We start from the raw sequence: 23,925 nt of genomic DNA on the forward strand, positions 1-23,925 counted from the left end.
ACGGGCCTAGTCGCGCAGGAAGAGCTCGGCCGCCGCCTCGACGATCGCGTCCCGGTCGAGGCGGTAGGTCGCGTAGAGATCCGGCAGGTCGCCCGTTTGACCGAAACGGTCGATGCCGAGCGGGCTGACGCGCTGGCCGCGCACGCCGCCCAGCCAGGACAGGGCCGACGGGCTGCCGTCGATCGCGGTCACCAGTCCGGCGGTCGGAGAAAGCTCCCCCAGCAGCCGGGCGATGTGCGATGGCTGCGAGCCGCCGTCTCGCCACCGCGCGGCGCGGCTGGCAGACCAGTCGCGGTGCAGCAGATCGGGCGATGTGACGTTGAGCAGGCCGAGGCCGGGCAGGTCCTCGCTGAGCGTTTCCCATGCCGCCAGCACTTCGGGGGCGATCGCGCCGGTGAAGGCGATCGCTGCCTCCGCACCCGGGGTCGGCTTGCGTAGCCAATAGGCGCCCTTCAGCGCATCGGCTTGCCAGCCATCGTCCTCGCGGGCGATCTGGGCGATGCTGCGCGTCGTCAGGCGCAGATAGACCGATCCGCCATTGTCGGCCTGCAGATGTTCGAACGCCCAGCGCATCATCAGCGCCAGTTCGTCGACCCAGGCGGGTTCGAAATAGGTCAGGCCGGGCTGGCCGATGCCGATCAGCGGGGTGTTGATCGACTGGTGCGCGCCGCCCTCCGGGCCGAGCGTGACCCCCGAGGGCGTCGCCACCAGCAGGAAGCGGGCATCCTGGTAACAGCCATAGTTCAGCGCATCGAGCCCGCGCGCGATGAAGGGGTCATAGACCGTCCCGATCGGGATCAGCCGCGTGCCGAAGGTCGGCGCCGACAGGCCGAGCGCGGCCAGCATCAGGAACAGATTATGTTCGGCGATGCCCAGCTCGATATGCTGGCCCGCGTCATGGCCTGACCATTTCTGCGCCGAGGGGATGCGCGCCGCCTGGAACACGTCGCGCAACTCCTGCCGCCGGAACAGCCCGCGCTGGTTCACGAAGGCGCCGAGATTGGTCGACACCGTCACGTCGGGCGATGTCGTCACGATGCGGTCGGCCAGCGGATGACCCGACTTGGCGAGGTCGAGCAGGATGCGGCCGAAGGCGGCCTGGGTCGATTGCTCATCACCCTCGGGCACCGGCAGCTGGGCCGGCACCGGCACCGGCTGCGCCGGGGCGGTCGCGGGGCGGCGGGCGAGCGGAGAGGCGGCGACGAAGCGGCGGACGACCGCCTCGACATTGTCGCCGAGCCCGGCATAGGGCGACCATTCCTCGCCTTCGGCGATCCCCATCGACTGGCGCAGGCCGTCGATCTGGGTCGGGTTCATCAGCCCGGCATGATTGTCCTTGTGACCGGCGAAGGGCAGGCCATAGCCCTTCACCGTATAGGCGATGAAGAGCGTAGGACGGTCATCGTCCGCGCGCGCGAAGGCGTCGAGCAGCGTCTCGATGCAATGCCCGCCGAGATTGGTCATCAGCGCGGCGAGGCCGGCATCGTCGAACCCGTCGATCAGCGACAGCGCCTCGTCCTGCCCGGCAAGATCGCGGGTCAGACGCTCGCGCCAGGCGGCCCCGCCCTGATAGGTGAGCGCGGCGAAATCGGCATTGGGGCAATTGTCGATCCAGTCGGCGATCGCCTGACCGCCGGGCCGACGAAACGCCTCGCGCTGGAGCCGGCCATGCTTCAACGTCAGCACGCGCCAGCCGCAAGTGCGGAAGATGTCGTCGAAGCGGCCGAACATGCGGTCGGCGGTCGTCGCGTCGAGCGACTGGCGGTTATAGTCGACGATCCACCAGCAATTTCGGATGTCGTGCTTATAGCCCTCGATCAGCGCCTCATAGATATTGCCTTCATCGAGCTCGGCGTCGCCCATCAGTGCGATCATCCGTCCGGCATCGGCCTCGTCGAGCTGGCCATGCGCAATCAGATAATCCTGCACAAGGCTGGCGAAAGCGGTGACCGCGACACCGAGCCCGACCGACCCGGTCGAGAAGTCGACGGGGATGCGGTCCTTGGTCCGGCTGGGATAGCTTTGTGCGCCTCCGAGAGCACGGAAACGCTGCAACTGATCGAGGCTCTGGTTGCCGAGCAGATAGTGGATCGCGTGGAGCACTGGTCCGGCATGCGGCTTGACCGCGACCCGGTCCTGCGGCCGCAGCGCATGGAAATAGAGCGCGGACATGATCGCCGTCATCGATGCGCAGGACGCCTGGTGTCCGCCCACCTTCAGCCCGTCGCGGCTGTCACGCAGATGGTTCGCATTGTGAATCGTCCAGCTCGACAGCCAGCGCAGCCGCCCCTCGAGCGCCTCCAGCGCGGCCACGGTATCGGGGTCCTGCTGCTTGACGTCCTGCTGCATCGGCATGCTCCCTGAAGCGCCGGGCGGCCGGCCGCTGCAGGATAATGCAAAGTCGTATGCCACTTCTTGCGAAGATGCTCGACATATCGCAATGATTTGGCAGATTATTGCTCTGATAGCGATTAATGAGGTCAATCATGCCGGATAGTGCGCTGGATGCGATAGACAGGCGGATATTGGCGGAACTGCAGGCAGATGGGCGCATTACCAACCATGAATTGGCCTCGCGCGTCGGTCTGTCTCCCAGCCCCTGCCTGCGCCGCGTTCGCCAGCTCGAGGATGTGGGAGTCTTGTCGGGCTATGTCGGGCTCGTCGATCCTGCCGCGCTCGGCCTGCATGTCAGTGCCTTCGTGCGGGTGCGGCTCGACGGGCAGGACGATCGCCACCTCGCCGCCTTCGAGGCGGCGGTGTCGGGCTTTCCCGAGGTGATGGAGTGCTATCTGATGACCGGCGAAAGCGACTATCAGCTGCGTGTGCTCGTCGCCTCGCTTGCCGCGTTCGAGGATTTTCTGCGTCAGAAGTTGACCCGCATCACCGGCGTGTCACAGGTGACGTCCAGCTTTGCCCTGCGGCCCGTGGTCTACAGGACTGCGATCCCTGTCGAAGCGAGAGGAAAGGGATAGCCGCCATGATCGAAGCCATCGCCCATCTGGGCCTGCTGGACGACGAGGATATCCAGCTGGACCTTGCCGCCCTCGAACTGAGTGCGCTCGACCATCCGGGCGTCGACCTCGCGCCTTATGTCGACCTGCTCGAGGCGATCGAGGCCGATCTGCGTGCGATGGGCGTGGCGGCCGGCGATCCGATGGGGCAGGCGGCCGCGCTGGCGGAGGTCTTTGCCGTCGGCCAAGGCTTCACCGGAGACCGCAACAGCTATGACGCGCCCGTGAACGCCGATCTGATCCGCGTGATCGACCGTCGCATGGGCCTGCCGATCGCGCTAGCTATCCTCTATGTCGGGCAGGCCCGCCGGCTCGGCTGGTCGGCGCATGCGCTCAACACGCCTGCGCATGTCATGGTCCGGATCGGCGCCGACGAGGGGGCGGTTGTGATCGACCCCTTTCACGAGGGGGCTGTCGTCAGCCGCGACACGATCGTCCGCCTGATCCGGCAGGCGTTGGGGCCGGGCGCCAAGATCGACGCGCAGAATATGGCGCCGCTGTCGAACCGGCTGGCGCTCGTCCGGCTGCTGACCAACCAGGTGATCCGCGCCGAACAGGGCAAGGATTCGGCGCGCGCGCTGATCGTGCAGGAACGCATCGCCACGGTCGCGCCGTCCTATGGGCAAGGCTGGTGGGATCTCGCGCGCTTTCAGCTGGCCGATGGCCAGGTCGAAGGCGCGCGCGAGAGTTTGAGCGCGATGCTGGAGGTGACCCGCGACCCCGAAATGCGCGCGCAGGTCAGCGCGGCACTCGAGGCGCTGGCTTTCCGGTGATTGGCCTCAGCAGGCGAAGCGCTGCAGCGCCTTGTCGACCAGCGCCTTCTCCGCAATCGGCTTCGCAACGATGGCGAGCCGCCCGTCCGTCTCGCGCCGTGCGACCAGCAGGACGACCTCGGCCTCGACCTCACCCATGTCGACGATGGCGCGCGCGGGGGCGCTGCCCAGCAGCATCCTGGCCGACAGCGCGCGATCGACCTTGAGCGCGGGGCGACGCTCGCCGCGTTCGGCGGTGACGACAGCCTTGATTCCGCCTTCGACGCCGGACAGCCAGCCATGCAGCGAGCCGGGGGCAAGGCATAGCCGGTGCGCGTGGGTCAGGACGGCGGCGAACTCGGTCACGCGTTTGCGATCATAATCGCGCCCGAAGACGAGCTTCACGACCGGGGTCATCGGTGCGCGCGCCTGCGGCACGATCCCGGCGTCGGCGATCATCGCCCCGAATGCTTCCGGTTCGGCCTCGGCCGCCAGCGCGACATCATAGGCGAGCGAGAGTGCGCGGTAGAGCGCGTTGCGCGTGCGCCCTTCGCAGGCGACCGCTTCCTGCGCCAGCTCCTGCGCGTCCTGAACCAGCTCGGAAAGGGCCGGCTGGTCCAGGTCCGTGAAAGTCGTGAGAGCGGGGCTGCCCTCGCCTTCGGCCGAAATCTCGGCGAGGGGCTGGGCGGGGCCGGCGAAGGCGGTGGTGACCGCCTGCACGATATCGGCGGGGAGGTTCGCGCCGGCGGCTTCCTTCCAGTTGACGACGCCGTGGATCATGTCGATCCGGCTGCCGTCGGACGAATAAGGCATCAATATGCCGCGATACAGGATCGGCTGGCCCCGGCGGTTGATATAGTCGGCCTCGAAGCCGACCGGCGCGCGGTTCGCCAGGATCTCTGCATAATGTTCGGTCAGGCGTGCCAACAGCGCCTGCTCGGGCACGTCGGAGACGGTCGCCACCTCGGCGTCGATCTCGCCCTCCTCGCGCAGCGCGCGGCCGAGATAGGTGATGCCGGGGTTGAGCGGATCGGCCGAGAAGTCGAGCAGCACCGAATGCGGACCGAATTCGCCCAGCGCCTCGGCATCCAGATCGCCGATCGCCGGATAGTCGCGCCCGTCGAGCAGCGACAGCCACATCTCATAGGCGCGGATATGCATTCGCCGCTCGTCCGCGCCGATCATCGGCGGCAGGTCCATGCAGGGCTCGTCGCCGATCGGGAAGTCCCAGTCGGCGAAGTCCTCCGCGATGAACGAGCGATAATCTTCCATTCCAGTCCCCATCGGCGGCCAGTCCGGAATCGCCGCCCTTGCCGCCGTCATGCGCCGCAGCCGGTTGAGGATTGGTAAAAATGGGGGGCAGCAGGTGGAGTCCGAAGCCCTACCGCACGCCGTGACGCCGCGGATCGGCGGGGAGGGCAGGGGGAAGCGACGATCCGAACATCGAGCGCTTGAATATGCCGAAAACCACTGTTAAGGCGCGCCACACCAGCGAGCCGCTTTAGCTCAGTTGGTAGAGCATCGCATTCGTAATGCGGGGGTCACAGGTTCGAGTCCTGTAAGCGGCACCATTTCCCTGATCGCCAAGGTTCGCCTATATCCTTGGAAACCCGTAAAGCGGGGCCATATTTCCTATCAGTTGCGCGTGGGCGTTCGGCCATCTGGTTTGAATAGGCCAGCTGCACGCATGCTTCTCGCATGTCCATCTTAGGAAGGGTGCTCCGGTTCAGAGGCGGCAGGTCTTGGGCACGCCCAAGCGCCCAGTTCGTTCAGAGCGGACTCGAAGCTCCGTGCGAAACGGCGACGCCAGGCTTCGAGCCGGCGATCAAGCCTCGACAGCAGGGCTCGACGCCCAGTCTTCGAACCCTGCCATCAGGTCCTCCGGGGGCACAATACGTCCCGCTTGGTCGACCAACGCGACGGTTATCTCCGAGCCGTCCGTTTTGCGCATCAGCCTCATGGGTGGCGTTCGTCCCTGGCCGACCCAGTGGTCCGACCATTGGCGCATCGCCAGAAAAGGTAGCCTCAGCGCCTCGCCCATTTCGGTGAGGAGATACTCCTTTCGCGGCCGGCTCCCGTCCGCCTTGTAGTCCTGCTGGATCATCAGCCCTGAGGCGACGAGGCGCTTGAGGCGATCGGCAAGGACAGTCCTCGGTATGCCGATCTCGGTGTGGAAATCATCATAGCGACGCACACCAAAGAGGGCGCTGCGCAGGATGAGCAATGACCAGCGATCCCCCAGGAAATCGAAGCTTGCAGCGAGCGTGCAGCGGCTGATGTGGATCGGTGACTGACGTCGAAACGGGGGTGTGGCCATATGCGGAAGAATATCTGGGTTGCAAAAGCAAATCCAGCATCTATACCTAAGTATGTAAAATGGACTCAGAATCGGTTGATCAGCGAGGAGGCGCGCAGCGATGACGGACACGAACCTGGCCATTATCTGGCCAACAGTAGCGATGGCTGCCGTGATATTCTCGGTCTGGTGGGTGCTTCTGCGGCAGCGCTTCGCCCATATTGCCGCCAACCGGCCGACGGCTGCCGACTTCGCTAGCGCGGAAGCCGTTAGGCACTATTTTCGTCCCGTCGAACGGCCCGCGCAGAACCTGGCCAACCTGTTCGAAATGCCCGTGCTCTATTTCGCTCTGGTGCCCTTGCTGATTGTGACGGGCAGGGCGTCGGGCATACAGGTTGCGCTGGCCTGGGTCTTTGTCGCCCTCCGGCTGGTGCACAGCATCATCCATATCGGCCCCAATCCGATCAGGACTCGCGCTCGCGTGTACATCGCCTCGAGCGTCGCGTTGTTCGCCATGTGGCTGGGCTTCGTCGTGGATATCCTGGCCAGCACAGGAGCCCGGATGTGACCACGCCTTTGGAAGGCGTAGATGGATTCCATCTCCTCATCATCCATGAGGTCGGGGATTGCGAGAGGTCGAAGGCATTCTTCGATGATGCCGCGCCGATCCGGCAGGAGGCGGGAGAGATGGCCTATCAGCTTCTGGCCTGTGACACCGATGCAAGGCGCGTCGTCCACTTTTCTCGTTGGACCTCGCTGGACGCGGCGCGCGCTTTCTTCGAATCCCCGAAATTGGTCGAGATCCGGCGTGTCGCGGGCGTTTACGCGCGGGAATTCCTCTACCCCAACGAAATCGAAGCAAAAATCCTCTGACGCGCGTGTCCGCGTCAAATTCTCCTCAAGGAGTACAGCGATGATTTCCCATGTCTTTGTCGGCACGAACGACCTTGGTCGGGCGAGCGACTTCTATACCCCGATCATGGGTGAACTGGGGTGGTGCCGTCGGCATTCCGAAGCCCCCTCGCATCTCGTGATCTGGAACCCGGTGGAGTCGACCCGCCCGCTTTTCGTACTTGGTCCGCCTTTCGACGGGCAAGCGGCCGATCCGGGCAACGGCGGCATGGTGGCGCTGATGGCGCCGGATCGCGCCACGGTCGACCGCGCCTACGCGATCGCAATAGCAGCCGGCGCAACGAGCGAGGGCGCCCCAGGTTTGCGACCACAGTATCACGCCCATTACTACGGTGCCTATTTTCGGGATCTCGACGGCAACAAGATATGCATTGTCTGTCATCAGGCCGATATTTTTGACGATCTCGCCGAGGCATATCGCATGACCACTTCTTCCCCGGTGCCACGTCGCGCCATGGATATCGCGCCACGCGCGAAGCCTTCCAACTACCCGCCACAATTTGCCGCGCGCCTGTCCGGTCGGGTCAAGCGCCAGCTTGGCGATGCCTTTGGCCTGTCGCGCTTTGGGGTGAACCTCACCGTGCTGCCTCCGGGCGCGCAATCCGCCCTGCTGCATCGGCATACGGAGCAGGAAGAGTTTATCTACATCCTCTCCGGTCGTCCCACCCTGCGCACAGATGCGGGCGAGGTTCCGCTGGCACCGGGAATGTGTATGGGATTCTCGGCGGGCGGCATGGCCCATCATCTGGTCAACCTTACCGGGGAGGATGTTCACTATCTGGAAGTGGGCGACCGGAGTGTTGCCGACCAAGGCGAATATCCCGAGGATGACCTGGCCGCCGCATGGTCCGAAGGCGGCTGGCGCTTCACCCGCAAGGATGGAACCGCGTGGTGAGCGCACAAACTTCGATCAAGCGCCGCACGGCAGCAGATGTGCTGGCGGCCAAGGGGGGCGAGAAACTGGTCGCCCTAACAGCCTACCATGCCCTCAGTGCATCATTGGCCGATGCACATTGCGATATCCTGCTTGTCGGCGATTCGCTGGGCAATGTGTTGTATGGCTTTGAATCGACGCTGCCGGTGACATTGGAGATGATGATCGCCCACGGGCGCGCTGTCGTGCACGCAACCCGCCATGCACTTGTGGTCGTCGATATGCCGTTCGAGTCCTATGAACAATCGAAGGAGCAGGCTTTCGCATCGGCAGCAAGGATGATGAAGGAAACCGGTTGTGGGGCCGTCAAGATCGAGGGCGGCGTTCACTTTGCCGAAACGATCGCCTTTCTGACAGCGCGAGGGATCCCCGTCATGGCCCACATTGGCCTGACGCCGCAGTCCATTCACACTCTGGGATCTTTCAGGGCGCGAGGGCGTGAGGAAGCGGCCAGTTTGGGGCGGTCCAACGCGCCGGGCTCGATTGAGGCCGATGCGGAAGCCGTCGCGGCTGCCGGAGCCTTTTCCGTCGTGATCGAAGCGGTAGTTGAACCGCTGGCCCGGCACATTTCCGCGAGAGTCACCATTCCCACGATCGGCATCGGCGCAAGCGCCGCCTGTGACGGGCAGATTCTGGTTCTGGAGGACATGCTGGGCATGACCGAGCGCACGGCTCGTTTCGTTGAACGGTTCGCCGATCTCAGATCAACCATGGACGCAGGGATCGCTGCGTTCTCGACTGCGGTACGCAACGGATCATTCCCCACTCAAGACAATCTCTACGGAGTCAAGGCGTGAGCGGGAGTTCCGGCGACAAAGGAGGCAACTCCAATTCGCACCGCTCCTATCGCCCCCGCGGGCCAGTTCAACCTCCCTGTCGCGTCCCCCCCACGAGATGCCGGATCGCATCCGGCATCGGCCCGTCCTTTCCATAACTCCTTTTCGTCCCCATCGCGAAGGCGCGCGACTGGAACGGGTCGCCTTGATGCTCGCGGAACAGGGCACAGGCGATGACGTCGACGTAGAGCCCATATTTCACCGTTTCCGGCGTCGCGGTCATCGCAACGTGCATCAGTTTTTCGAACTGCGGCATGCCCCTTGCCCTGAAGAGATCGGGAGCCTTGCGGGCGGCTTTATGCTTTTGACCGGGCAGCCTCTGCGTAGCGCCACCATATGTCTCGTTGGCCGGAGCTCAGGCACGTTTGGAAGCCGCACTGATGATCCTCGATCTGAGCCGCTGTCTGTTTGGCGGACAACGAAATACGGTGTCTTCAACGACCCTCTGGAGGCAGACCGAACATGATCAAGCTCAGTTCTGCTCCCCCTGACAGCCATGCTGTTGTCCATCGATTTCGAAGCCCCCGATCGTGTCCCGGCTCGTGGTGTAGTTCGACGGTAGCGAAGCTGACCGGCCGCGCGCCATTCAACAGCGCTGTAGCGGCCGGTCAGCTTCGCGGGTGGCCATCGGAGATCTTCGAATAATGCTGGGTTGCGACACTCAACTTACGGAGACCCCGATGACAGACGATGTGATGAACGTGCAAGCGCTGCTGGGGAAGAGTGCTGACGCTGATTTTCTGCGCGAGATGATCGGCTTTGCCGCGCAGCGACTGATGGATCCGGAGGTCGGCGGCCTGACCGGCGCTGGCTATGGCGAGAAGAACCCCGACCGGCTGGCCCAGCGCAATGGCTACCGCGAGCGTGACTGGGAGACCCGCGCGGGGACCGTCGAACTGCGCATCCCCAAGCTCAGGAAGGGTAGCTACTTCCCCGGCTTCCTCGAGCCGCGGCGGCTGGCCGAGAAGGCGCTGACCGCCGTTATCCAGGAAGCCTATATTCAGGGCATCTCGACCCGCTCAGTCGACGACCTCGTCAAGGCGATGGGGATGAGCGGCATCTCGAAGAGCCAGGTGAGCCGGCTTTGCGAAGAGATCGACGTTCGCGTAAAGGCCTTCCTCGATCGGCCCATCGAGGGTGACTGGCCCTATGTCTGGATCTGCGCCACCTATCTGAAAGTGCGCCAAAATGGCCGCATCGTCTCGGTTGCGGTCACCGTCGCGGTCGGCGTCAACAGCGACGGCCGGCGCGAGGTGCTGGGCAGGGCGATCGGGCCGTCGGAGGCCGAGGTGTTCTGGACTGACTTCCTGCGCGGCCTCGCCCACCGTGGTTTGCGCGTGGTGAAGCTGATCATCTCCGATGCCCATGAAGGCATCAAGGCTTCGGTCTCGCGGGTGTTCAGCGCGACCTGGCAACGCTGCCGCGTCCACTTCTCCCGCAATGGCCTGGCCCATTCCAGCAAGAGCGGACGCCGCGTCGTCGCCGCGTTCATCGCCACGGCGTTCGCGCAGAAGACCGCCGAAGCCGCCAAGGTCCAGTGGCGCAAGGTGGCCGATCAGCTCAGGCCGACCGTCCCCAAGCTTGCCATCCTCATGGACACCGCAGAGGAGGACGTGCTGGCCTATATGAGCTTCCCGCAGCAACACCGCACCAAGTTGCACAGCACGAATCCGCTCGAGCGTGTCGGCGGCGAGATCAAGCGGCGCACCGAGGTCGTCGGGATATTTCCCAACGAAGGAGCACCCGGTGCGGGACGGGCCGTCAGGGTGCGCGATCTGGGCGGGGCGGCTTGACGGCTATTGCCATGACTTCGAAATGTGCGTTTCCGAGCAAGCTTCCGGCGCCGATGAAGGCGCGTGCGGGTACGGGGCCCTTGAAATACGGACGATAGACATCGTTGAACATGGCGTAGTTCGACAAGTCGGTGGCAAAAACCTGAACCCACACCATGTCGTCCATTGTCATTCCCGCACGCTCCACAGTGCGCTTGATGCTGTCGAGCACGAGTTTCGCGCCGATTTTTGGATCGGCAGGGGGCTTGCCGGTCGCCGGATCGATATCCGTCGCCCCCGAGATATACAGCGTGTTTCCGTTCAGGACGGCGGCGCTGAAGGCCGGAGCGCCAGCCGCAGAAACGGCCCCGGGGGCCACGGGACCGAGCCTGGGAAGATATGTCCTGTCGGATTGCCCGGCGGAGGGAGATGCCGCCAGAAACACCCCGGCTGTCATGGCGATGGAAAAGAGCTTCATGCTGCCTCCTCTGCGAACGACGTGGATGCCCATGGCCTCGGCCGCGGGGACAACGGGCCTCTGGTTTGCGCCGTCACGCCGGGTCCGACGAACGCGGGTTACTGAACCTGGGCGACCACCGCCTCGATCTCGACCAGCGTCTCCGGTCGACCGAGAGCCGCCACCTGCACAGTGGTGCGCGTTGGTCGATTGGGCTGTTCGGCGGTGCCGAAGAATTTCTGGTAGGACGCGGTCATTCCGGGGCGATCGGCCTTGCCGCCCAACGCCGGGTCCCCGACGAGATAGACGTTCAGTTTCACGATGTCGCCCATGGTAAGGCCATATTCCGCCAGTTGTGCCTTCATCTTGGTCAGCACGCTCAATGTCTGGGCTTCGGTGTTGCCGACGCTCTTCGGATCATTCGGATCGGTCGGCGACGCGGTCGAGCCGGAGAGCCAGATCAGGGTTGTGCCGGGGGGTACCTTTGCGGAAGCGGCGATCATTGCGTTGGGCGGCTGCTTGCGCTCGACGCCGGCGGCGTGGCCGGCCGAGGCGGCCGTGGCGGCGAGGAGCAGGGCAAAGATGGTCTTGGTCGTCATGTCGGTACTCCCATGCGGTTGGTTGCTCCGAAGCGGACAGGTGGAACACGCTCGGCGGCCGGAGCGGCGCCGCGCAGGCGGGCGTTCATGTCCGCGCCTGCTGCGCCCGGGCGAGCGGTGGCGCGATCTTCAGCAAACCGGCTTCGATAAGCGTGCGGTCGGGCACTTCGTTGCCGTCGTTGACGCCGTACATCTCGCCGATGCCTGTCGGCTGATGCATCACCACGATGCCGTCGGTCTTGGACAATGCGCTGACGCCATTGTAACTGACCGAGTAATTGGCCGCCGGTTGCGCCGTGAGCCAGCCGGTCTGACCGCGAACCGGGACCATCAGTTTGTCGTCCCACAACGCCTTCGCGGCAAAACCGGTGGAGTTGATCACGACCTTTTCCCGGAGCCGTGTGACGTCGTGCGGCGTGTGGAAGTCGCGCAGCTCGAACCTCCCTCCGGCCTCCAGGAACTGTTGCATCAGCAGATGGCCATAAGCGCCGAAGTTGAAATGCATGCGCGTCGTGAAGCGCGCAAAGGCGGTGCCGAAGGGATTATCCTCGGGCGCCAGATCCTGAGCCTGGGGAATGATGTCCCGGATGCGATCTTCATATTTCGCAAATTCGGCGCTTTGCTGCGGCATCCCTGTCGTCGCGAATGTTCCCTTGGCCGGATCAAGTGGCGGAACGTCGCGGCCCTTCGGTGGTGTGTCCGACAAGGCATAGGACGGGCCGAACCGAACCGGTTCACCGGGAAGGCCGACATAGGAGCGGAAATTTTTCCATGAAAGCCGCGCCATATGCTCCCACAGCGCGCCAAACTCCGGGCCGGCCGGTTCGGTCAGCGAGATCCGGCTGTCGGGCGACCAGGAGCCGCTGGCCCGCACCGAACGGGTTCGCTGGAACACCTCGCGCGCATAGATCGTGACCTTCAGTCCGGCGCGCTGGGCATGGACGGCAGCGGTCAGTCCGACCACGCCGCACCCGATCACCGCCACCTCCCGGGGCATGACCGACAGGACCTTGCCCACCGCGATTTCGGCCGATCCCCAGCTCAACGACCAGCCGCTGCCGCCATGGCCGTAATTATGCACCACCAGCGTATCGCCAAGCTGTTCGGCGTCGAGATTGGGGCCCGCCACGCGGAACGGGCGCAGGCAGCATTTGACGTCGATGATTTCTTCGACACCGAGCCGCAGCGGAACGAGCGGCGGGCGCCATAGTCCAGGCGATGCCATGGCCCGCACTGGACTGGCTGCGAGCCCGGCGAGCCCGCCGGCTGCCACCGTACCGCGCAGGAAATCCCTGCGCCCGAATCTGCTGGAACCGATCATATGCACATTCCCCTGTCGCAGCCCGGTCGCCACGCCTTGCTGGCAGCATGGTGACCCGGGGCGTCGGTCATTTTCCGGCGTCGATCGCGACGAGGCGTGCTGGCGTCAGCGGCTCGAAACGCATCTTCGCGAGCCTCGAGCTCTGGGCAGGCAACGGCGAGGCACCAGCGGGATAGCCGTCGGTCTTGAGGATGTAGGCGATGATTTTCGACGTGTCCTCGGCGCTCATCGAGCCGGGCGCGAACAATGGCATAGCCTTCTGGACATAGCCGTGCAGCGCGTCGACGCTGCCCCCCGACCAATTGGCAATCAGCCGGCCGGTCAGCGGCGGAGCCTCGAACGATCCCCGCAAATCGGGTCCGTGGCATACCGCGCATGCTCCGTCGTAGAGCATCTTGCCCTCCTCGGCCTGCTCCGTTGAGTAGATGCCGGTCATGGTGGAGGGCGCCGGAGCGGGAGCAGCCGCCATCGAAATCAACGCCGTAGCTGCGCCGAGCCCGGTGACTATGATCATTCTACGCATATGCGAAACCCCTTGTTGTGAAAGGAAGCTCAGGCCCGGTTTTCCATTCTCGCGAGCAGCGGTGCGATCATTCGCAGGCCTGTCTCGATTTCGGAGAAGTCAGGAACTTCATTGCCGTCATTGACGCCGTACATATTCCCCAAGCCGGACGGCGCCGCCGAAACGCGCACGCCATCTGCCTTGGAGAACAGGCTGACGCCCCTGTAGCTGACCGAATAATTCGACTCCGGCTGCGCCGTCAGCCAGCCATTCTGGCCGCGTACGGGAAACATCGTCTTGTCATCCCACAAGGCCTTGGCCGCGAAGCCCGTCGCGTTGATCACCACCTTTTCCTTGAGCTGGGCGATATCGGACGGCCGATGGAAATCGCGTATCTCGAACTTGCCGCCAGCTTCGAGGAACTGCTGCATCAGGAGATGGCCGTAGGAACTGAAATTGAAAAACATGTGCGACGAGAAGCGGGCATGGGGAGTGCCGAAGGGATTGTCCTCGGGCGCCAGATCATAGGCTTGCGGAACAATGTCCCTGATCCGGTCGTCATATTTGGCGAACTCGGCATTTTGCTGTGGTGCGCCCGTGGTCGAGAAGGTGCCGAGAGTCGGATCGAGCGGCGCGACCTCGCGGGGCTTGGCCGGCGTATCGGACAGTGCATATTGATCGCCAAAATCCACCGGAGCACCGGGCAGACCGACATAGGATCGAAAGGCTTTCCAGGAGATCCGGGCCATATGTTCCCACAGGGCGCCGAATTGCGGACCGGCGGGCTCGGTCAAGGCGATCCGGCTGTCCGGCGACCATGTGCCGGTCGCGCGCACCGAACGCGTGCGCGCAAAGGGCTCACGCGCATAGATCGTGACCTTGAGCCCTGCGCGTTGCGCATGCACGGCTGCGGTCAGCCCGACGACGCCGCACCCGATCACCGCGACGTCTCCGGGTGTCACCGACAATACCTTGCCCACGACGACCTCGGCAGATCCCCAACTCAACGACCAGCCACTGCCGCCATGACCATAATTATGCACCACGAGCTTGTCGCCGACCTGCTCGGCGTTGAGGTTCGGCCCTGCCGCGCGGAAAGGTCGCAGGCACGCCTTGACGTCGACAAGCTCCTCGACACCGACCCTGAACGGCACCAGCGGCGGGCGCCGGAGCATCGGCAGGCGGGTGGGCAGTGGTGGGGCAACAGCCGCCAGGGATGCGCGCGGCGTCGTGCTGCAGGCCGAAAGACCGACCAGCCCGCCTACCGCCAATGTCCCGCGCAGAAGATCTCTGCGCCCAATGATGTCGGAGCCTTTCATATGGTCATTCCCCCATTGCGGCATGACGGCCGCGCCTGACTGCAAGAGTGACGGCCGGTTGCATCGCCCGTCTGTCGGCGGCGAATGGCGGCTAGTGGCAAGCGGTGCATGGCTAACCCCCCATTTTTGCGAAGAGCGGCGCGATCGTTCGCAATCCCTCCTCGATTGCGGCGCGGTCCGGCACCTCGTTCCAATCGTTGAAGCCGAGCATCTCTCCGCCCTCGCGCGGCGGGTTGGCGCGCACGCCGTCTGTCTTGGAGAGCAGGCTGACGCCGCGATAGGTTACGCCATAATTGGCCTCGGGCTGCGCTGTGAGGCGGGCATTCATGCCGCGGACCGGAAACATGAGCTTGTCGCCCCAGAGCGCCTTGGCGGAGAAGCCGGTGGAGTTGATCACGACCTTTTCCGGAAGGTCCATGATGTCGCCCGGCGAATGGAAGTCGCGCTGTTCGAACCGCCCTCCCGCTTCGAGGAATTGCTGCATCAGCAAATGGCCATAAGCACCGAAGTTGAAATGCATCACCGAGGACAGCCGCGCATGAGCGGTGCCGAAGGGATTGTCCTCAGGCGCCAGATCATGCTGCTGCGGGATGATGTCGCGAATGCGATCCGAATAGCGACCGAACTCGGCGCTCTGCTGCGGCATGCCCATGGTCGCATAGGTTCCCTTGGTGGGATCGACCACTTCCTGTTCGCGATGCTCGAACGGGGCGTCCGCCAGATTATACTGATCGCCGAACCGCACGGGTTCGCCGGGCAGACCGACATAGGAGCGGAAATTTTTCCATGAAAGCCGCGCCATATGCTCCCACAGCGCGCCGAATTCCGGGCCGGCCGGTTCGGTCAGCGAGATCCGGCTATCGGGCGACCAGGAGCCGCCGGCACGCACCGAACGGGTTCGCTGGAACACCTCGCGCGCATAGATCGTGACCTTCAGTCCGGCGCGCTGGGCATGGACGGCAGCGGTCAGCCCGATCACGCCGCAGCCGATCACCGCCACCTCCCGGGGCATGACCGACAGGACCTTGCCCACCGCGATTTCGGCCGATCCCCAGCTCAACGACCAGCCGCTGCCGCCATGGCCGTAATTATGCACCACCAGCGTATCGCCAAGCTGTTCGGCGTCGAGATTGGGGCCTGCCACGCGGAACGGGCGCAGGCAGCAATGATAGTCCACGATCTCCTCGACGCCGACCCTCATCGGGGCCAGCGGCGGGCGGCGAAGCAAGGGCGAGCGGGGCGGCGCAGGCGGAGCGCTCGCCAGCAAAGGGGAGCGCGATACGCTGCTGCACGCGGAGAGCGCCGCCAGCCCGCCGGCCGCCAGCGACCCACGCAACAAGTCCCTGCGTCCGAACCCACGATCCCCGGTCATGCGGCCACGCCCGTGGATGTCGGCCGCTTGGCGAACAACGGTGCGAGTGCGGCGATACCGGCTTCGAGATCGGCGCGATCCGGCACCTCATTGCCGTCGTTGACGCCATACATCTCGCCCATGGACGGCTGCGGGTTGTTCATCACCAGCACGCCGTCGCTCTTCGCCGTCGCGAGGCCATTCCGGTAGCGGACCCCATATTTGACGTCGGCTTGCGGGGCCAGCCAGCCGATCTGCCCCCGGACAGGGAACATCAGCCTGTCGTTCCAGAGCGCCTTTGCCGCGAAACCGGTACTGTTGATCACCACCTTTTCTCGGAGTTGCGCGATATCGGCGGGCGAATGGAAATCGCGCTGTTCGAACCTGCCTCCGGCCTCCAGAAACTGCTGCATCAGCAGGTGGCCATAAGCACCGAAATTGAAGATCATCGTCGGTGCAACCCGCCCATAAGCGGTGCCAAAAGGATTGTCGCTCGGAGCGAGATCCATGGCCTGCGGCACAATGTGGCGGATCCGGTCCGCATAATGGCCGAACTCCGCACTCTGCTGCGGCACTCCGGTTGTCGCGAACAGGGCGCCTGCGGGATCGAGCATGTCCTCACGCGGCCGAAAGGGGGTGTCCGAAAGCATATATTGGTCGCTGAACTCGACCGGCGCGCCCGGCAGGCCGATGTAGGAGCGGAAGGATTTCCACGATGTACGCGCCATCTGCTCCCACAGTGGCCCGAATGCGGGGCCGGCGGGCTCGCGCAGGGCAATGCGGCTGTCGGGCGACCACAGCCCACCGGCCCGCACCGACCGGGTGCGCTGGAAAACCTCGCGGGCGTAGATCGTCACCTTCAGCCCGGCACGTTGCGCATGTACGGCCGCAGTCAGCCCGATCACGCCGCAACCGATCACCGCTATCTCGCCCGGCAGGACCGACAGCGCCTTGCCCACCGCGATCTCGGCCGAACCCCAGCTTAACGACCAGCCGCTGCCACCATGACCATAATTGTGGACGACCAGCGTTCTGCCGATCTGCTCCGTCCCAAGATTGGGGCCCGCGACACGGAAAGGACGCAGACAGCATTTGATGTCGATCACATTGGCCATGTCGAGCCGCATCGGCACCAGCGCTGGCCGCTCGAGGCCTGCGGCGCCCGCCCATGCGGGTCGGCCTGCATAGCCTCCCAGGCCGGCCAGCCCACCTATGGCAAGCGTACCCTTCAGAAGGTCTCGTCGCCCGAACGACCCGCCACCCTGCATGTGCCGCCCCTTGTCTGATCGAGTGATACAGCCCACGCAAAACGTGGGGTTCAGACCAAAGACGCGTCTCCCCGGTTTTTTCCGCCAGTGCGAAATGCGAAATCAGCGAAATGGCAAGAAAGCGCCGTTCGCTCCACCAGTGTCCGGCCTCGGATCTGCCGTTCGACGCAGCCGAAGTGCCTGCGCAGATTGGCAACAACAGCTGGCTTTCTTCGCATGACATAGAGGTGAGCCAAGCGTGACAGGCTGCGACAACAGGACGCGCCAGAAGGCGTGGCGTGGCGTCAGTCGCACGGGGCGCTTGCAGCGAGAGTCCTCAACTACGCGCAGCTTGCATGGTCGAAATCCAATTAACATATTAAAATATAAAAGATATAATTATGAAGACGAGGCTTGTGCCTGCGTCGCGCGATGATGCCGCGATCGACCGGACATCGAAAATCGACCCACCCGCTGCCGCGCTGAACAGAAAATTTCGGGGGCGATGGCGGAACGTCCGAACAATCGCGTCTTCAAAGCATAACCAGAAACATTGGGAAGCCCGTCGTCGGCGACCGCGCTCAGGGAGTGCGGCTGCCCCGCCGTGGCTTGGGGAGGAGGGCAACGAAACAGGGGGTATTGCAATGCAAAAATTCGCGTCCGGCAGACGGTCTATTCCGCTCCTCGCCAATTCCAGCTTCAGCGTCCTCGGGCTACTCCTCGCGACTGCTTTGTCGGGCGTCGCGAACGCCCAGTCGGCGTCGCTGACGCTGCCAGCCGAGGCCGAGGCCGAGGCCGAGGCAGATTCGAGCGACATCATCGTAACGGGCACCCGCGTCATTCGCGACGGCTATGAGGCGCCGACCCCGCTTACCGTTTTGGGCTCCGAAGAACTGAAGCGCTCTGCACTCGTCAATATCGCCGAGCAGGTCACCCGGCTTCCCGCGCTGGCCGGAAGCGCGAACGGGCGCAACAATCAGGGATCGGTGAGCGCCGGCAATGCAGGCTTGAGCGCTCTCAACCTGCGGGGCCTGGGTCAACTTCGTACGCTCGTGATGCTGGACGGACAGCGCCTGCCGGCCGCGACGATCTCGGGCGTTGTGGACATCAACACCATTCCTAACGCGCTGATCAAGCGGGTCGACATTGTGACCGGCGGCGCTTCGGCGGCTTATGGGTCTGACGCGGTCGCAGGCGTCGTCAACTTCATACTCGACAAGGAGTTCACCGGCCTCAAGGGCGATATACAGGGTGGCGTCACCGATTATGGTGACAATAAGTCCTACAGGCTCTCGCTGTCGGCCGGCACAGCCTTCGCCGAGGGACGGGGCCATATCACGCTCAGCGGAGAACATGCCTATGAAGGCGGCATCGTCGGCGTTCCGCGGCCCTGGTACCAGGCTCGGAAAACCTTTGCCAATCCCGGCTACACCGCTACCAACGGCCAGCCGCAATATCTGGTGGCGAACGGGGTCGGTTATTCCACCCAGGCGCCCGGCGGCATCATCGTCGACACCGCCCTGCGCGGCACCTATTTCGGGCCGGGTGGGCAGACCGCACAGCTGAACTACGGGTCGCTCGTCAGCGATCCCTATATGCTGGGCGGCGACTATCAATTCACCGACTGGAGCGCGAAGGATCAAAGCCTCGCGCCGAAAATGTCGCGCCAGAATATTTTCGGGCGGATCAGCTATGACGTCACGGACAATATCAACGTCTATGCCCAGTCCTCCTATTCCCGTGCGAAGGTCAAGACACTCACCTCCTACATGTTCTTCTTTGGCAGCGAGAATGGGACCGCCGGGAACAGGGGCATGCGGATCCAGCGGGACAATGCCTTCCTGCCGGCCAGCGTCGCCGCGAGAATGGACGAACTGGGTATCCGCGAATTCAGGTTGGGCACGAGCAACGACTATCTCGGAGCCGGCCCTTTCAGCACGACCAAAGATCTCTTTCGCATCGCGACGGGTGCCGAGGGCAATTTCGACGCCTTAGGGTCCAACTGGCAGTGGGACGTGGGCTTCTATCGCAACACCAGCAAGATCTTCAACGACCTGGTCAACCCGCTGTTCAGCGAATATTACAATTCGATAGACGCCGTGCGCAACCCGGCAACCGGCGCCATCGTCTGCCGTGTTACGCTGACCAATCCCAATAGCGGCTGCGTCCCTTACAATGTCATGGGCACAGGCGTGAACACGGAGGCCCCCTACAACTATTTGATGAAGCATCTCACCATCAGGCAGCGCTACAGCCAGACGGTGTTCAACGGCTCGATGAGCGGCACTCCCTTCTCTACCTGGGCCGGTCCGGTCTCGCTCGCCTTCGGCGCCGAACATCGGAAGGAGCATGGCTATGGCGGCGTGCCCGATCCGGTCGCGCTGGCCGGCGGCCAGTTTCAGGGCAATTACAAACCGGTCAACGGTGACTATACGGTGAAGGAAGCCTTCTTCGAAACCGTGATCCCGCTGATCCACGATGCGCCCTTTACCGAAGCGCTGGACTTCAACGGTGCTGTTCGCGGGACCCGGTACAGCACGTCCGGCACGACCTGGACCTGGAAGGCCGGCCTCAGCTGGACGCCGATCGAGGACATCCGGGTTCGCGTGACGCGGTCCCGCGATATTCGCGCCGGCAACCTGAACGATCTGTTCAGTCTCGGCGTTGCGGGCACGGCTTCGGTGACCGATCCGTTCCGCAACAATGCGAATGTGTCGGTCGTCGGCAACGCGACCGGCAACCCGAACCTGCGTCCTGAAAAGGCCGATACGATGAACATCGGCGTGGTTCTGAAGCCGCGCTTCCTGCCCGGTTTGCAGGCTTCGGTCGATTATTTCGACATCAAGGTGAAGGATGCGATCTCGACGCTGACCAATCAGCAGCAGATCGATCAATGCTTCACCGGCAACACACAGGCATGCGCAGGTCTTATTCGCAATGACGCAGGCACGCTCACCCAGGTCATTCGCATCCCGGTGAACATCGCCGCCCAGGTGGCACGCGGCATCGACTTCGAAGTCAGCTACTCGCTGCCGCTGGACAGCATCGTGTCCAGCTGGGATGGCTCTCTCTCATGGCGGGCGTTGGCAACCCGGTATCTCGACGCCTATACCGACAATACCATCACCATCATCGATCCCTCGCTCGGAGAGAATATCAACGGTGTTCCGAAATTCCGCTATACCGTCGACCTGACCTATTCGACCGAAAAATTCTCGACCACATTTACCGCGCGTGGCGTCAGTTCCGGTGTTCTGGATGCGAATTACATCCAGTGTACGAGCGGTTGTCCGACATCGACTGCGAGCAACCGGACGATCAACAACAATTACATCCATGGTGCGGTCTATTTCGACGCCAATGCCCAGTACAAAGTGACTCCCGAGATCGAGGCCTTCGTGGCGATCGACAACATCATCAACCGGGATCCGGCACCGGCCTCAAACCCGACTCTTGGTATTGGCAGCGCGCAGATCGGTGTTTCGTCGCTTTACTATGACGTGCTGGGTCGATCTTACCGGGCGGGCGTCAGGTTCAAATACTGATCGATGCCGGCGGCGAAAAGGCCGCCGGCATTTTCCTACGGGCGGCAGATGTGGCTTTCGACCGGAGACCCATCGGCGGCGATCACAGGGCCAATGATAGGCGGGCGTAGTAAAGTCCGCCGTTGAGATCGTAGGAGCCGAATATGGGACGATCGCCGATCGTGACGGTCCCGTCGATATAAGGGGAGGTACCATTTGGCAGCCTGGCGAGAATTTCCGCTGGCAACAGATCGGTTTTCTCCGGCTTTTTGTTAAATATATTGTTGGAGCCGAGCGAGAGGCTGATCTTGTCGTTGATCGCATATCTCAGTTCGACATCGGTAAGCGGCGTTGCCTTTATCGTCGCTTCATAAGCGCCGAGCCCGCTTACCGCCGGCATCACCAGGATCGAGGACTTCGCCCGGAAGGATTGCAGCAGGTTGAGCGAGAAGCGGCCAGACGTGAGCAAGGCACTGAAAATGACCTTATACCGGGATTCCGCTGTCTCAAGATAGCTTTCCGCCACCCGGTCGAAAAGATTGTACGGTGTCCGGTTGGCGGTCACCCGGGTTTTGCCGTAATTGACTGACAGGCCGAACTCGACTGAGCCTAACGGCATGGCAAGGGGATAGCGAGCCGATAGGTCCAGCCCCCAGGTCCTAGAATCAATGCCATTGGTGAAGGTCTGCGCGGCGAGAAGCGTCATCGTGGAATTGGTGCCGATATCCTGAGCCTTGATGGCGTTCAGCACTGCATTATAGGCGGTGGTGCCATTGACCGTGCCCATCTGCTGAACGCCGCCAACGAGGCCGCGGATCTGGCCGGTGCTGACGATGCGGTTTGCGATCCTGATAAAATAGCCATCAAGTGTCACGAGCATGCGGGATATGGGCCGCAGCACAAGGCCGGTCGAGAAATTGCGCGACTTCTCTGGCCTGAGCGGCGAGAAACCAAGAGCTGCTGCTCCAGCCGAATTGGGCGGGAGCTGGGCGATCACGCCGGTAGGATTTGCGTTAGCAGCGGAATAATAGGATTCCTGCATCGTCGGCGCGCGGAAGCCGGTGCTGACCGTGCCGCGAACAGCGATCCCATCGCCGAAGTCGTAGCGCGTCGCCACCTTGCCGATCAGCGTATCGCCGAAATTGCTGTAATGCTCATATCGGACAGCGAGATCGACCGTCCATGCCCGAGCCGGCTGGAGGATCGCATTGAAATATGCCGACACGCTTTGACGACCGTAGCTGTCTGCATCCGAGGGCTTGTAGCCGGCAAAGCCCTGGGCACCGTCACCATAATAGGAATCGGGCTCGCCAGCGAAGATCGCATATCGTTCCGCGCGATATTCGCCGCCGATCGCCAAGGTCACGGGGCGCGCGGAACCAATATCAAGCTCCCGCGTCGCGTCAAATGTGCTGGTCCACTGAATGAATTTGAAGGCGCCGGCATAGAAATCGCGAGGCGATGCGCCGGTATCAAGGTAGAGTTGGCGATTCGCAGACTCGAGCGTCCAGATGTCGTTCCTGGCACCGCTATAGGTGGTCGAGATATCCCATTGAAACCCGCCGGTCAGGCCTTTGAGGCCGCCTGTCAGCGACCACTCTTTTTCCACGACCTTCTCGACCGGGACAATTCCGGTCAGGCCCGTTTCCGCCAGGCAGGACGATGCATCATAGCTGCCGGAGCCCCCGTTTGAGCCAATCGTCGAGATCGTGCAGATGCGTGCCGGGTGACGGTAATTCTGGTTCGCGCTGCCCACCCGCCGCGCGACGTCGCCGAAGACGTAAAGGGTGACGCCGCCCAGATCATATCCCATATTGACCATGCCGATCGCCAGCGACGATTTCGGTGCGCCGCGGTTGATGTTGGCGAGGTTCAATCTGGCCCATTTCTCGGCGTCGCCGCGCAAGGTCGGGTAGATGGCGCCCGTTCTGACATCGGTTACGGCGGTCTGCCCTTCGCCCTGATAGGTCTGGCCGATGCGGCGATGAAACAGCGTCAGATTTGCGAATCCCGCATCATTGATCGGGAAGCCGTAGTTGACGCTGGTGCTCAGGGTGGTGCCCTCGCCGTCAAAATATTGGCCATAGCTCGTCCGCGCTTCCCCTCCGGCGGGATCGTCCTTCAGGATGATGTTGATCACGCCCGCAATGGCATCGGACCCATATTGCGCAGCGGCACCGTCGAGCAGCATTTCTACGCGACTGACGGCATCCGGCGGTATGAGGTCGATATTCGGTGCGGCCGATCCCTGGAATGGCCCGATCGAGGTCTGCAGCAGCGCCGAATTGTGGCGGCGCTTGCCGTTGACCATCACCAGCACATGATTGGGATTGAGCCCGCGCAGGCGCCCGCTGAGCGAGAAATTCGCCATGTCGCCGCCTTTGCTCTGGGCGGTGAAGGAGGGGATGGCTTGCGCCAGTGAGAGATTGAGATTGGGTTGGCCGGTCCTGCCGAGGACATCGGCCGCCAGCGATTGAATCGGTGTCGCGCTCTCGGCGACCTGGGTGCCGATGATCCGGGTACCCGTCACGATGATCTCGCTTCTTGACGTCTCGGTTGGCAGCGATTTGATGAAGCGGTCCCTGCGGCCAGCAAGCTTCGCGGACGATGACCGGGCAGCCTTCGCAGCGCGTGCCGTCGCCCCGCCCGGTTTCGGATTCATGGCCCGCTCGCGCAACGTGATGACGTTGTTTCTGTCCGAGGCGATCGTCAGCGTACTCCCGCTGATCATGCGGGCGAGCGCCTCGCGGGCATCATGAACACCGCGCAGTTCGGGTGTTTGCATCGAGGCCAGCGAACGCGAGGACGCGACGATCTGCAACCCGCTCTGCAATGCGAATAGCGGCAGGGTTTCGGTCGCTTTGCCAGCCGGGAGATCGAACCGTATCTGCTGGCCGTACACCGGGCCGCCCGCAACCATGCAAGCGCCCGACGTCACTACTACAGCGGCGAACTCCCTCACCCGCATTCGATGCTGTCCCCTCAAGCCCGCAGCGTCACATGCCCCCGCAGCATGGCAGCTACGACCATCGCGCCGCCGGCGCTGGTCTATCTGGCCTTTCGAGTTCTCGATGCGTTCCCGGTGTTCCGGC

General features: G+C 63.3%; 19 protein-coding genes, 1 tRNA gene and 1 pseudogene. 9 read left to right on the forward strand and 12 right to left on the reverse strand.

Annotated elements, in window-relative coordinates:
* Positions 1-6: 6 nt before the first annotated feature.
* Positions 7-2,349 carry a transketolase gene (locus ACNI3R_RS08040; RefSeq protein WP_426181734.1) on the reverse strand — a complete coding sequence of 781 codons (2,343 nt, stop codon included), beginning with the start codon at positions 2,347-2,349 and terminating at the stop codon, positions 7-9.
* 137 nt (positions 2,350-2,486) lie between these two features.
* On the opposite strand from ACNI3R_RS08040, the gene ACNI3R_RS08045 reads away from it, so the two are divergent.
* Together ACNI3R_RS08045 and ACNI3R_RS08050 are read left to right on the forward strand one after the other, a co-directional pair.
* Entirely contained in the window at positions 2,487-2,972 is a 486-nt protein-coding gene (locus ACNI3R_RS08045; RefSeq protein WP_426181737.1) for an Lrp/AsnC family transcriptional regulator, read from the forward strand.
* A gap of 5 nt (positions 2,973-2,977) precedes the next feature.
* Positions 2,978-3,784: a SirB1 family protein gene (locus ACNI3R_RS08050; protein WP_426181740.1), complete on the forward strand. Its 807-nt coding sequence runs from the start codon at positions 2,978-2,980 to the stop codon at positions 3,782-3,784.
* Between the two features lie 6 nt (positions 3,785-3,790).
* Here the strand turns inward: ACNI3R_RS08050 and ACNI3R_RS08055 are convergent, their stop codons facing one another.
* Positions 3,791-5,035, reverse strand: coding sequence for a PAS domain-containing protein (locus ACNI3R_RS08055; protein WP_426181742.1), 1,245 nt, complete (start codon positions 5,033-5,035; stop codon positions 3,791-3,793).
* A 223-nt stretch (positions 5,036-5,258) separates the two neighbouring features.
* Here ACNI3R_RS08055 and ACNI3R_RS08060 point away from each other — a divergent pair.
* Positions 5,259-5,334 (forward strand) — tRNA-Thr (locus tag ACNI3R_RS08060).
* A gap of 254 nt (positions 5,335-5,588) precedes the next feature.
* Here the strand turns inward: ACNI3R_RS08060 and ACNI3R_RS08065 are convergent.
* Complete coding sequence (locus ACNI3R_RS08065; RefSeq protein ID WP_426181745.1) at positions 5,589-6,080, reverse strand: winged helix-turn-helix transcriptional regulator; 492 nt, start codon at positions 6,078-6,080, stop codon at positions 5,589-5,591.
* Positions 6,081-6,180: 100 nt separating this feature from the next.
* Between ACNI3R_RS08065 and ACNI3R_RS08070 the strand changes: the two genes are divergently transcribed.
* The 4 genes from ACNI3R_RS08070 to panB are packed head-to-tail and all read left to right on the forward strand — an operon-like array spanning position 6,181 to position 8,702.
* On the forward strand, positions 6,181-6,627 hold the full coding sequence (locus ACNI3R_RS08070) for an MAPEG family protein (protein WP_426181747.1): 447 nt from the start codon (positions 6,181-6,183) through the stop codon (positions 6,625-6,627).
* The gene (locus ACNI3R_RS08075; RefSeq protein WP_426181749.1) at positions 6,624-6,932 is read left to right on the forward strand and encodes an antibiotic biosynthesis monooxygenase; all 309 of its coding nucleotides are present in this window, start codon (positions 6,624-6,626) and stop codon (positions 6,930-6,932) included. The genes ACNI3R_RS08070 and ACNI3R_RS08075 overlap by 4 nt, the downstream gene beginning before the upstream one ends.
* A 40-nt stretch (positions 6,933-6,972) precedes the next feature.
* On the forward strand, positions 6,973-7,866 hold the full coding sequence (locus ACNI3R_RS08080; RefSeq protein ID WP_426181752.1) for a cupin domain-containing protein: 894 nt from the start codon (positions 6,973-6,975) through the stop codon (positions 7,864-7,866).
* Entirely contained in the window at positions 7,863-8,702 is an 840-nt protein-coding gene (gene panB, locus ACNI3R_RS08085; RefSeq protein ID WP_426181755.1) for a 3-methyl-2-oxobutanoate hydroxymethyltransferase, read from the forward strand. Before ACNI3R_RS08080 ends, panB begins: the two co-directional genes overlap by 4 nt.
* A gap of 67 nt (positions 8,703-8,769) precedes the next feature.
* Here the strand turns inward: panB and ACNI3R_RS08090 are convergent, their stop codons facing one another.
* On the reverse strand, positions 8,770-8,997 hold the full coding sequence (locus ACNI3R_RS08090; RefSeq protein ID WP_426181758.1) for a hypothetical protein: 228 nt from the start codon (positions 8,995-8,997) through the stop codon (positions 8,770-8,772).
* Between the two features lie 424 nt (positions 8,998-9,421).
* Between ACNI3R_RS08090 and ACNI3R_RS08095 the strand changes: the two are divergent.
* Positions 9,422-10,483 (forward strand): annotated as a pseudogene (locus tag ACNI3R_RS08095) (IS256 family transposase); the annotation flags it as partial.
* 19 nt (positions 10,484-10,502) lie between these two features.
* On the opposite strand, the gene ACNI3R_RS08100 reads toward ACNI3R_RS08095, so the two are convergent.
* The 7 genes from ACNI3R_RS08100 to ACNI3R_RS08130 all read right to left on the reverse strand — a co-directional run bounded on the left by ACNI3R_RS08100 (position 10,503) and on the right by ACNI3R_RS08130 (position 17,330).
* A complete protein-coding gene (locus ACNI3R_RS08100) occupies positions 10,503-10,991 on the reverse strand; it encodes a RidA family protein (protein ID WP_426181761.1) in 489 nt (162 codons plus the stop codon).
* Positions 10,992-11,089: 98 nt separating this feature from the next.
* Positions 11,090-11,569, reverse strand: a complete 480-nt coding sequence (locus tag ACNI3R_RS08105) for a Rid family hydrolase (RefSeq protein WP_426181763.1) — start codon at positions 11,567-11,569, stop codon at positions 11,090-11,092.
* 85 nt (positions 11,570-11,654) lie between these two features.
* Entirely contained in the window at positions 11,655-12,890 is a 1,236-nt protein-coding gene (locus ACNI3R_RS08110) for an FAD-dependent oxidoreductase (RefSeq protein ID WP_426181765.1), read from the reverse strand.
* 67 nt (positions 12,891-12,957) lie between these two features.
* Entirely contained in the window at positions 12,958-13,326 is a 369-nt protein-coding gene (locus ACNI3R_RS08115) for a c-type cytochrome (RefSeq protein ID WP_426181767.1), read from the reverse strand.
* 116 nt (positions 13,327-13,442) lie between these two features.
* Positions 13,443-14,711 (reverse strand): FAD-dependent oxidoreductase, encoded by a 1,269-nt coding sequence (locus ACNI3R_RS08120; RefSeq protein ID WP_426181770.1) that lies wholly within the window; start codon positions 14,709-14,711, stop codon positions 13,443-13,445.
* Between the two features lie 112 nt (positions 14,712-14,823).
* Positions 14,824-16,083 carry an FAD-dependent oxidoreductase gene (locus ACNI3R_RS08125; protein WP_426181773.1) on the reverse strand — a complete coding sequence of 420 codons (1,260 nt, stop codon included), beginning with the start codon at positions 16,081-16,083 and terminating at the stop codon, positions 14,824-14,826.
* Positions 16,080-17,330 (reverse strand): FAD-dependent oxidoreductase, encoded by a 1,251-nt coding sequence (locus ACNI3R_RS08130; RefSeq protein WP_426181776.1) that lies wholly within the window; start codon positions 17,328-17,330, stop codon positions 16,080-16,082. The genes ACNI3R_RS08125 and ACNI3R_RS08130 overlap by 4 nt, the downstream gene beginning before the upstream one ends.
* A gap of 623 nt (positions 17,331-17,953) precedes the next feature.
* On the opposite strand from ACNI3R_RS08130, the gene ACNI3R_RS08135 reads away from it, so the two are divergent.
* Entirely contained in the window at positions 17,954-20,854 is a 2,901-nt protein-coding gene (locus ACNI3R_RS08135) for a TonB-dependent receptor plug domain-containing protein (protein ID WP_426181779.1), read from the forward strand.
* 82 nt (positions 20,855-20,936) lie between these two features.
* Here the strand turns inward: ACNI3R_RS08135 and ACNI3R_RS08140 are convergent, their stop codons facing one another.
* On the reverse strand, positions 20,937-23,753 hold the full coding sequence (locus tag ACNI3R_RS08140; protein ID WP_426181782.1) for a TonB-dependent receptor domain-containing protein: 2,817 nt from the start codon (positions 23,751-23,753) through the stop codon (positions 20,937-20,939).
* Positions 23,754-23,925 lie beyond the last annotated feature (172 nt).

The sequence above is a fragment of the Rhizorhabdus antheiae genome, assembly GCF_049889055.1.
In the GTDB taxonomy this organism is placed as follows: domain Bacteria; phylum Pseudomonadota; class Alphaproteobacteria; order Sphingomonadales; family Sphingomonadaceae; genus Rhizorhabdus.

Bases quoted from the DNA above. Each gene is read 5' to 3' on its own strand.
- ACNI3R_RS08065 (WP_426181745.1), bottom strand. From the start codon at position 6,080: ATGGCCACACCCCCGTTTCGACGTCAGTCACCGATCCACATCAGCCGC.
- ACNI3R_RS08070 (WP_426181747.1), top strand. From the start codon at position 6,181: ATGACGGACACGAACCTGGCCATTATCTGGCCAACAGTAGCGATGGCT.
- ACNI3R_RS08040 (WP_426181734.1), bottom strand. From the start codon at position 2,349: ATGCAGCAGGACGTCAAGCAGCAGGACCCCGATACCGTGGCCGCGCTG.
- ACNI3R_RS08090 (WP_426181758.1), bottom strand. From the start codon at position 8,997: ATGCCGCAGTTCGAAAAACTGATGCACGTTGCGATGACCGCGACGCCG.
- ACNI3R_RS08130 (WP_426181776.1), bottom strand. From the start codon at position 17,330: ATGCAGGGTGGCGGGTCGTTCGGGCGACGAGACCTTCTGAAGGGTACG.
- ACNI3R_RS08115 (WP_426181767.1), bottom strand. From the start codon at position 13,326: ATGACCGGCATCTACTCAACGGAGCAGGCCGAGGAGGGCAAGATGCTC.
- ACNI3R_RS08140 (WP_426181782.1), bottom strand. From the start codon at position 23,753: ATGGTTGCGGGCGGCCCGGTGTACGGCCAGCAGATACGGTTCGATCTC.
- ACNI3R_RS08125 (WP_426181773.1), bottom strand. From the start codon at position 16,083: ATGACCGGGGATCGTGGGTTCGGACGCAGGGACTTGTTGCGTGGGTCG.
- ACNI3R_RS08100 (WP_426181761.1), bottom strand. From the start codon at position 10,991: ATGAAGCTCTTTTCCATCGCCATGACAGCCGGGGTGTTTCTGGCGGCA.
- ACNI3R_RS08120 (WP_426181770.1), bottom strand. From the start codon at position 14,711: ATGAAAGGCTCCGACATCATTGGGCGCAGAGATCTTCTGCGCGGGACA.
- ACNI3R_RS08055 (WP_426181742.1), bottom strand. From the start codon at position 5,035: ATGGAAGATTATCGCTCGTTCATCGCGGAGGACTTCGCCGACTGGGAC.
- ACNI3R_RS08135 (WP_426181779.1), top strand. From the start codon at position 17,954: ATGCAAAAATTCGCGTCCGGCAGACGGTCTATTCCGCTCCTCGCCAAT.
- ACNI3R_RS08050 (WP_426181740.1), top strand. From the start codon at position 2,978: ATGATCGAAGCCATCGCCCATCTGGGCCTGCTGGACGACGAGGATATC.
- ACNI3R_RS08045 (WP_426181737.1), top strand. From the start codon at position 2,487: ATGCCGGATAGTGCGCTGGATGCGATAGACAGGCGGATATTGGCGGAA.
- ACNI3R_RS08105 (WP_426181763.1), bottom strand. From the start codon at position 11,569: ATGACGACCAAGACCATCTTTGCCCTGCTCCTCGCCGCCACGGCCGCC.
- ACNI3R_RS08110 (WP_426181765.1), bottom strand. From the start codon at position 12,890: ATGATCGGTTCCAGCAGATTCGGGCGCAGGGATTTCCTGCGCGGTACG.
- ACNI3R_RS08080 (WP_426181752.1), top strand. From the start codon at position 6,973: ATGATTTCCCATGTCTTTGTCGGCACGAACGACCTTGGTCGGGCGAGC.